Raw genomic sequence first — 9,131 nt, 5'->3', positions numbered from 1 at the left:
TTATTCAGAGCTTCCCTAGTCCAACACGCGTAGCGTCACGGGTGCTACGCCGCTACGAATCATGTCGATCTTTTCGGCCGCGCGACGCGACAGGTCGATGATGCGCCCGCGCGTATAGGGTCCGCGGTCGTTGATGGTCACGATAACGCTGCGGCCGTTGTTCTCGTTGGTGACTTCGACGCGACTGCCGAAGGGCAGGCGTCGATGGGCCGCGGTCAGGCGCCTCGAATCGAAGCGGTCACCGCTCGCGGTACGGCGGCCGTCGAAGCTGCTCGCATAATAGGCGGCCTCGCCGCGTTGATAGACGTCGCCTGGCGTGCGCAGGCCGGCGCAACCACTGAGCAACAGGGCGGTAACGCACGCGACAATAAGGCTGATCGGCGCCCAGCGTCGCGACACGGCCGGGTTCTTGCATATCCCGTACAGGCGCCGTTTGGGGGGCGGCGCGCATGGTCGATCATGAGGTGCGAGGGTAGGAGAGTTTGAATTATGCGTCACAAGGTTTTGCTGTTCGATCTGGACGGCACGCTGACGGATCCGCGTGAAGGCATCACCCGCTGCGTACAGTATGCGTTGTCACGCCAGGGGGTTCAGGTCGACGATCTGGGCCGGCTGGAATGTTTCATCGGGCCGCCGCTCAAGCAGTCGTTCATCGAGTTCTATGGTTTCAGCGCCGAGCAGGCACAGGCCGCGGTGGACGACTACCGTGTGCGTTTCGGGCGTATCGGCATGTTTGAGAACGTCCTCTACGAAGGGATCGTGGAACTGCTTTGCGCCCTCAAGAGCAGCGGCCGACAGCTGTTCGTGGCCACTTCCAAGCCGTGGTTCTATGCGCGCCCGATCGTGCAGCATTTCGAACTGGATCGCTATTTCTGCAGCGTTTACGGTAGCGAACTCGACGGCCTGCGAACCGAAAAACACGCCCTGATCGCGCATATTCTGCGCGAAGAGGGCATCGACCCGACCGATGCGCTGATGATCGGCGACCGCTGCTTCGATCTGATCGGGGCGCGCCACAACGGGGTGGCAAACGCAGCGGTCGGCTACGGCTACGGCAGCCGTGAGGAACTCGTGGCCGAAGACCCCGACTATTATTTTCCCACGCTGGCCGACCTGCAGCAGACGTTGCTCGCCTGTCGTGCCTGAGGGGCCGTCATTTGCCCATACGCCGGCGTATTGCGCTAGTCTTCATGCTTTGTATTCACAAGGATTACGAAGATGACCGATGCCGATACGCGCACGCCGCTGTCGCAGCTGCTGGCCAGCACGACCTGCGAGAACGACATATGCCATGTGCATGTGCCGGATGACTGGCTGCAGGGGCGCGCTATCTATGGTGGTTTGACCGCCGCGCTGTGCCTGCAGTCGATCTACGACCAGCACGGCTCGGAGCTGCCGCCGCTGCGTAGCGCACTGCTGAGTTTCATCGGCCCGGCCGGCCCGGATGTCACCCTGCGCCCGGTCGTGGTGCGGCAAGGCAAGTCCACCGCGTTCATCACCGTGGATATGCTCAGCGACGACAAGATGGCGGCCCGTGCCACCTTCTGTTTCGGCAAGGCACGGGATTCGCGGGTTGCCCATGCGCATCTCGATGCGCCCGCAGTCGCCGCGCCCGATGCCTGCGACTCGTTCTTTCAGCGCCCCGGGCAGACCGCGCCCAATTTCACCCAGCATTTCGAAGGCCGTTTCGCCGGTGGCTCGATGCCGGTCACCCAATCCGACGATCCACGATATGTCGTCTGGATTCGTCACCGCGACCGCGAAATCGCGCCGGTGGTGGTTGGCCTGGCGGCGCTGGCCGATGCACTGCCGCCGGCCGCGATGGCCAGTTTCTCCGAGATCGCGCCGATCAGCACCATGACCTGGATGTTCGACGTGCTTGACGACGACCCGGCAACCGAGGACGGCTGGTGGCTGAGCCAGAGCGTGGCCAATCACAGCGCCGACGGTTACTCCTCCCAGGCCATGCATGTATGGAACAGCGCCGGCAAGCCGGTGATTGTCGGGCGCCAGAATGTCGCGATCTTTGCGTAGGGCGGCCGCCACAACATTAAGGCCGCGCACGATGACCAGGCGGTAGCAAGGCATTGCGAGTGCGGCATGGGCATGCCGCACGAGCGATAACGCCGGATCGCCAGGGCCTGGTCATCGACCCTGCGTGCAATAGCACATCATGTCTGGTGCGGACACGCGCTAGGTTGGGCCGCTGCCGGGATGCTGGCGTTTGCGCAGTAATCGCCTCGTGCGGCGGCCAACAGGACTCTATCGGCCCATAAGCAGATTAATGTTGGCCAGTTGAGAAAATAATAATTTTCACTGTTTCAGTGGCTTGCCGCACACGCGCGGCGGCAGGCCTTGAATTGCCATGGATTGCGGTTGCGCGCCGCGCTCGGCATTTAGTAAATACAGCCTCCTGGGGCGCTTGCGCGGTGGTCGTTATCGGCGACCGGCGTGAGGCGAAAACAATAACGGGGAGGGGACCATGGCGATCATCGGGTTTGCGAAACGTACGAGTGGCAGCCGGCTATGCATAGCATTGCTGCTGGGTCTGAGTGTGGCCGGCTGTGGCGGCAGCGGCGGCGGAAGTGATGACGGTGGCGGCTCGGGTTCGTCATCGACCAGCCCGATAACCGCGGGCGGTGCCAGCGCTCGCAGCGATGCCGAAACGCTGCATTCCATCATGCCGCGTGGCCTGGCCTTCACGTTCCCGTACAACGGCCAGACCGATGTGCCGCTGAACAGCCAGCTGGTGGTGAAATTCGCCAGCGATCTGCCCGATACCTCGCGCGATTCGCTGGAGCTGCGGGATGCCGCCGGTCGGCGTATCGGCCCGGCGCTGACCGTCGTTCGCGATGACAATCAGCCGCGTATTCTCAGAATCGAAACCCAGGGGCCGCTCAAGCCGGATACCCAGTATCGCGTCGTCGCGACCAAGCGCCTGGACGGCGGCTGGCAGGACGGCGGCTATACCGGATTCAACCCGGGCAACGTGCTGTACGGGTTCACCACGCGGCCCGACGGCTCGCGGCCGGCGGCGAGCGGCTTCAAGGTTCAGGAAGTCACGCCGGGCGAATACAACGCCCAGCTCGAGACCACCTCGGTATTCGTGGGCTTCAATCCGATTCGCGTGGTGCTGTCCGAACCGGTGGATCCGGCCACGGTCACGGCCGATAGTTTCATCGTGCGCGGCCCGTCGGGCGTCGTTACCCCGGCGAACGTCACCGCCCTCGGTCGCTATATCGTGTTCGATCCGGTCAACGATCTCGTCGGCGGCGATTACAAGATCAGCTGGACGTCGGATATCCGCTCGGTGTTCGGCAATGCCCTGGCCAGCGGTTCGGTGAATCGCCGCGTGCGTGCGGTGGGCGGCGGCATTCTCGACAATCCGGCGTACAACACGCTCGATACCAACCTGCTGATTACCCCGACCGCGGCCGATGCCGCCAATCTGCCCGACAACGTGCTCAACGGCCGGGCGGTGAATGCCGTCTCGCTGGGTTCACAACTGGTCGGCAGAAATCTGTTGCCGGTGGTCAGCGCCAACGACGTCGCCGATCCGGACTACCGCGGCATTCAGAACGTGCTGAAAGCCACCATTGCGCTGCCCACCATCGACGGCCTCGACTCGTCGATACCGGGCACGATCCGGGCCGGCCAGTCGTTCAAGACCACCGGGCTGCGTCTGGCCCTGGGCGGCGAAGTGCCCACGCCCATCAACCCGAGCGGGCCGATCGACGTCAACTTCATCAGCGACGTCAACGTATCGATCATGGGCAACGAATTCCCCAACATCGAAGCGCCGATCGCCGTACGGCTGCGCTTCGACGTCGCGCTGGGATCGCTGCTCAAGGCCGCGGCCGGCCAGCCGGGGACCAGCGCGTTCCAGGAATATGCCCGCAGCGTGCTCGCCAACGGCGTGATCAATCAGACCGTGCTCAACGTGCAGGCGGCCGGGCTTGCGATACCGCAGCTCGACGGCGATATCGATATCGCGACCATCGGCTCGTTCCCCATTACGGTCAATCGCACCGACGAGGCCAACGTCGACTTCGAGCTGACCCTGGCGCTCAAGCTGCTGACCAACAATCCGCTCTTTCCGCGCGACCAGGTCGTGCCCGACGAAACGCCGCCGCGCCTGATCGCGCGTTCGCCCAGCGCCTGCCTGTATGCGTTCGGCAATCCGGGCTTTGCGGCATCGGGCCCGCTCGCGACCACGTCGTTCGACGAGAGCGCCTGTACCGGTATAGCCGGCACGTCCGCGCTCAACAGTTTCCCGGTGCAGGACAGTCCGGCGCTGCTGCTCGACTCGCCGGTGCAGCCGCGGTCGGTGAATGCCGATAGCGTGGCCCTGTTCGGCGATGGCCGTCAGATCGAAGCGAACTATCGAACGGAAGGTTTTTCGATCGTCATCGATCCGGTTGCGCCGCTCGAGCCAGCGACCGAGTACGAGATTCGTCTCAACGAAGGCAGCGATCGGGTACGCGATTTCGCCGACAATACGCTGATCCTCGATAACGGCACGGGCTCGACCGGGCGTATTCGTTTCAACACCGCACCGCGTGTGGACACCAGTCCTGCGCCGGCCTATGTCGCCACGCTCACGCCGGGCCTGCCCTGTGCCCTGACCGGCGGCGATGCGTCCGGCACCAGCGGGCGTTGCGTGGGCGATAGCGGTTCGGATCTCGGCATCTTCGTGTTCCCGGCCAACAAGGCCATCGAGGCCGGGTTTTCCAAGCCGGTACGCCGCGACAGCGTGGTGCTCGCCGACGGCTGTCTGGCCGGCGCCGGCCCCAGTGCCAACAGCGCGGCCACGGTTGCCCTGCAGCGCATGAGCGAGGCGGGCCAGTGCCTGGGCGTGGTGGACGCAGCTCTTGCGTTTGCCGAGGGCGACGCCGAGCTGGTCAACGGGTTTAGCGTACGGCCGAGTCAGGCGCTTAGCGTGGGCTCGTATTACGCGCTGGTGATCTGCGGTAGCGGCGACAACTGCCGCTCGACCGTCGTGGACGTGGATGGCTACGCGCTCAATACCGATCCGCTGACCGGTTCGGGTTCGTCGACCGCTTCGGCGGCCGGTGACGCCGCGGGTGGTCCTGCAATCGTCATGCCCTTCGAGGCGACGACAGCCAGCGAGGATTACTACGCGACGTTTGACACGCTGCCGGCCGCCGACAGCAACGGCAACGGCCAGTTCGACACGGGCGAGATAGAGCAGCCCGGCAATCGCGCCCAGATCCTGCTTACATCGCTGGGTATTCCGATCTCGGCCACGCCGACCGAGGATCGCTTCAACGCCTATCTGTCGCAGGGCCGGCCGGTGGTCATCGGCCCGGCTGTAGCTAGCTGTGCCAGTTCGTTGACCAACGTCGTGGACGACACCCAGAGCCCGGTGGCCACATCGTCGAGCTGCGTGCCGGTATCGTTGCCGCCCGGTGGCTTCACGGATCTGACCGGACTCACGCTCGGTAGCGAACAGCTCGTCAGTATCGTGGGCAACGCGATCGAACAACTTATCGACGAACTGGGGCTGGTCGACGAGCAGGGGCGCGTGCAGTCGATGGCCACCTTGCAGGCCACCCGATCCCCCGCCGAGATGCAGGAGATCGTGGATCGGCTGTCGACGGCGGTCGTCGGCGTGCTCGACGGCGATATGGCGGATGGCTCGCTGGATTTCGACAATATCCTCAACCCGCGCGGTCGCCTGCTTGACCTGCTGCCCAACGGCAGCGTGCTGGACCGGGATTTCCGCGACCTGTTCGATAACATCGATATCGGCCGCTCCCTGGCCGATCTGCTCGGCGATGCCGGCGACGCGATCGAAGACAGCACGCTCGTGCGCGAAATCGTGGATCTCGTTCTCGAGGATCTGATCGGAATCCCCAATGCCGAACTGCAGACCGGACGCATTCTGCTGCGCTATCAGCCGTTGCCGGGCACCGGCCGGATTCGGCCGCAGACCGGCTATATCGTCGAGCGTTGCCAGGGCACGATCAGCGGCCAGCGCTACGACTATGCGCCCTGTTTTGCCGCCGCGCTGCGGCTGACCGCGAACGCGCCGGATGGGCAGGGTATCGCGCTCGCCCAGCAGGCGATCGAGGTGAACGTGTTCGGCCCGGTCAGCTTCCAGCAGAATGGGCGTCTGGTGATTTCGGTCATAAACACCAACGCCTTCGAGCTGTCGGCGACCGCGCTGGGTCTGCTGCCGGCCAAGGCCCGGGTGGATAGCGGTCTTTTGAACTTCCAGCTGGCCGGGCCGTCGATCCACGGCGGCAGCGTGTTCCCGACACGCTGACGGGCACCGACCCCGGCGCCGGTCAAACGGCGCCGGGGATCGTGTTCCTGGCCGGGGCTTGCCCGCAGGGCGGCCAGTCGTGCCGTGGTCTCGGCATTAAACCGGATGGTTGCAGCCGCAAGGCAGAACTAGAGTCGGGGCGTCTTATCCCCAAGGAGTTCTGCCGCCATGAGCGATCAGAAACAACCCAGGCAATCCCAGTCCGAACAGCCCGGCGACGAATCGGCCATGCGCCCGCAGCCGGAATATATTCGCGACAGCTATCGTGCCAGTGACCGGCTCAAGGGCAAGGTCGCTCTCATTACCGGCGGCGATAGCGGCATTGGCCGTGCGGTGGCGGTACATTACGCTGCCGAGGGCGCCGACGTGGCGATCGTGCATCTTGAAGAGCACGACGACGCAGCCGAGACGAAACGCCTGGTGGAGGCCCGCGGCGCGCGCTGCGAGGTGTATGCCGGTGACGTGGGCGAGGCGACGTTCTGCTATCAGCTCGCCGACGAGGTGCTCGCGGCGTTCGGGCGCGTGAATATTCTGGTCAACAACGCAGCCGAGCAGTACGACTGGGACGACATCACCGAGATTCCGGACGACCAACTCGAGCGCACGTTTCGGACCAACATCTTCAGCCATTTCTATCTGTGCAAGGCACTGTCGGTACAGATGGGCGAGGGCGATACGATTATCGCGACCTCCTCGGTCAATGCCTTCAAGGGCAACGACACGCTCATCGACTATTCCGCCACCAAGGGTGCGATTCAGGGGCTGGTACGCTCGCTGGCACAGTCGCTGGTGGGCCGCGGTATTCGCGTCAACGCGGTCGCCCCCGGCCCGGTCTGGACGCCGCTGATACCGGCCAGTTTCGATGCCGAAAAGACCGCGCATTTCGGCGGCCAGGTGCCGATGGAGCGTGCCGCACAGCCCAGCGAAATCGGCCCTGCCTATGTTTATCTCGCCAGCGAGGAGTCGTCCTACATGAGTGGCCAGACGCTTCACCTCAACGGCGGCGTGATCCTCAATACCTGACGGCCAAGCGCTCGACGAAGGCGGGTCTGCCCGTATTCGTCGCCGCGATACAAACCAAGCCCGGCACACGCGAAAAGCGGTGCCGGGTTTTTAATGCGTGCCTTATGGGGCAAAGGAATTGACGTCGATCAATTTATAAATGAAAATCATTCTCATTAAAATTCGTGTCCTATTGCTGGCGCGGAGTCCGTGTTCATTTCGTCAGGGAGCAGGTGGGGGATGTCCAAGTTTGAATTCAATGGGGCGCGCGAGCGCTTGAACAGTCGCGTGTGGACACGTATTGCCGTGTGCAGCGCGCTGGGTTTGAGCATGTCGTGGTTGCCGTCGATTGCGCTGGCGCAAGCCGCCGGGGGCGCATCGGGCGACCCGCAGACGGAATCGCTGCCGATGATCGATGCCGGTGCGTCGCCGGAACGCGAGCGCAACGAGCGCCTGGGGTCGCAGACGCTGGCACCGCTGATGGTCGAGGGCGAGGCAATCAACAGCGCGGACGCGCCCACGGTGGGCTATTCCGCCGATGCCACGCGCGCCGCCACCAAGACCGATACGCCGCTGATCACCACGCCGCAGGCCATCGATGTCGTGCCGCGCGAGCAGGTCGAAGACCAGGGCGCGCGTACCGTCAACAACGCGCTGCGCTATACGCCGGGCGTGTTCACGGGGCTGGCCGGTTCCTCGTCGCGACAGACGACGATCGCACTGCGCGGCTTTCCGGGCGGTGACGTGAACAACACCTTCATGGACGGCCTGCGCCTGGCCAACGACCCGGGGTCGTATTCCAATATCCAGATCGATCCGTTCTTCATCGAACGTATCGACGTAATCAAGGGTGCGCTGTCGGCGCTCTACGGTCGCGCCCAGCCGGGCGGGCTGGTCAATTACGTGACCAAGAAACCGCTCGATGAGCAGCGACGAATGGTCAGCATCTATGGCGGCAGCTTTGGCACCTACGGTGCCGGACTGGATCTGACCGGGCCGTTGCCGAACCCGGAGATCGGTAACTATCGCGTGACCGTGAGCGGCGAGACCAGCGATACGCAGTACGACGTGGTCGAGCGCGAACGCTTCACGATCATGCCGCAGGTCAGCTTCAATCTGGCCGACGATACGTCGCTGCTGCTGCAGGCCTATGTCCAGCGCGATCCGGAAGGCGGCTTCCACGGCTCCGTGCCCTACGACATCAGCGTGAAGGACGACCGCTTCGGCCGCACGGTGGACGACGAATGGGTCGACAGCGCACGCAACTACGAAGATTTCGACCGCGATATCAACCTGTTCTCGTATCAGCTCGACCACGAGGTCAACGACAACGTCACCCTGACCTCGAAAGGTCGCTACGCGGACGTCGATACCTCGCTCAAGCAGGTCTATCAGAACGGGTTCACGCCGGACACGACCGATGCGCCGGCCACGCTCACGCGTTACTTCTCTCGTGCAGAAGAAAACCTCAAATCCCTGAGTTTCGATAATTACGGTGAAGTGGAATTCGATACCGGCGATATCGAGCACCGTATGGTCGCCGGGTTTGGTTACGAAGAACGACAGAACTCGGTCGAGTACCCGCCGAATACGAGCTTCCAGGCGACACCGCTGGATCCGTTCAATCCGAATTATGGCGGGCCCGGCATAGTCGACGACGACAGCCTGGCGCCGGCCAATGATCGAAAGACCCGTCAGGTGGGCTTCTATCTGCAGGATCAGATGGAATGGAACCGTTTCCATGTCGTGCTGGGCGGGCGTCAGGACTATCTCAAGCGCGAGTATGTCGACGGCACCAGCGGCGAACGCACCGATCGCAGTGATAATGCATTCACGGGTC

6 protein-coding genes are annotated in these 9,131 nt (G+C 63.6%); 5 read left to right on the top strand and 1 reads right to left on the bottom strand.

From position 1 onward, the window contains the following. Positions 1–15: 15 nt before the first annotated feature. The gene (locus ABNU97_RS16180) at positions 16–348 is read right to left on the bottom strand and encodes a septal ring lytic transglycosylase RlpA family protein (protein ID WP_348767712.1); all 333 of its coding nucleotides are present in this window, start codon (positions 346–348) and stop codon (positions 16–18) included. A gap of 141 nt (positions 349–489) precedes the next feature. Here ABNU97_RS16180 and ABNU97_RS16175 point away from each other — a divergent pair, with 141 nt between their 5' ends. The 5 genes from ABNU97_RS16175 to ABNU97_RS16155 all read left to right on the top strand — a co-directional run. Next, positions 490–1,146: an HAD hydrolase-like protein gene (locus ABNU97_RS16175; RefSeq protein WP_348767711.1), complete on the top strand. Its 657-nt coding sequence runs from the start codon at positions 490–492 to the stop codon at positions 1,144–1,146. Positions 1,147–1,218: 72 nt separating this feature from the next. Further along, positions 1,219–2,034 (top strand): thioesterase family protein, encoded by an 816-nt coding sequence (locus tag ABNU97_RS16170; protein WP_348767710.1) that lies wholly within the window; start codon positions 1,219–1,221, stop codon positions 2,032–2,034. Between the two features lie 448 nt (positions 2,035–2,482). Continuing rightward, positions 2,483–6,289: an Ig-like domain-containing protein gene (locus tag ABNU97_RS16165; protein WP_348767709.1), complete on the top strand. Its 3,807-nt coding sequence runs from the start codon at positions 2,483–2,485 to the stop codon at positions 6,287–6,289. Positions 6,290–6,457: 168 nt separating this feature from the next. Further along, positions 6,458–7,312, top strand: a complete 855-nt coding sequence (locus ABNU97_RS16160; RefSeq protein WP_348767708.1) for an SDR family oxidoreductase — start codon at positions 6,458–6,460, stop codon at positions 7,310–7,312. A gap of 219 nt (positions 7,313–7,531) precedes the next feature. Further along, a partial coding sequence (locus ABNU97_RS16155) for a TonB-dependent receptor plug domain-containing protein (protein WP_348767707.1) occupies positions 7,532–9,131 on the top strand: 1,600 nt, incomplete at its 3' end.

The organism is uncultured Salinisphaera sp. (assembly GCF_964012375.1).
Lineage (GTDB): Bacteria > Pseudomonadota > Gammaproteobacteria > Nevskiales > Salinisphaeraceae > Salinisphaera.
The sequence above is the reverse complement of the archived record's forward strand: the minus strand, read 5'-3'. Positions and strand labels throughout refer to the sequence as shown.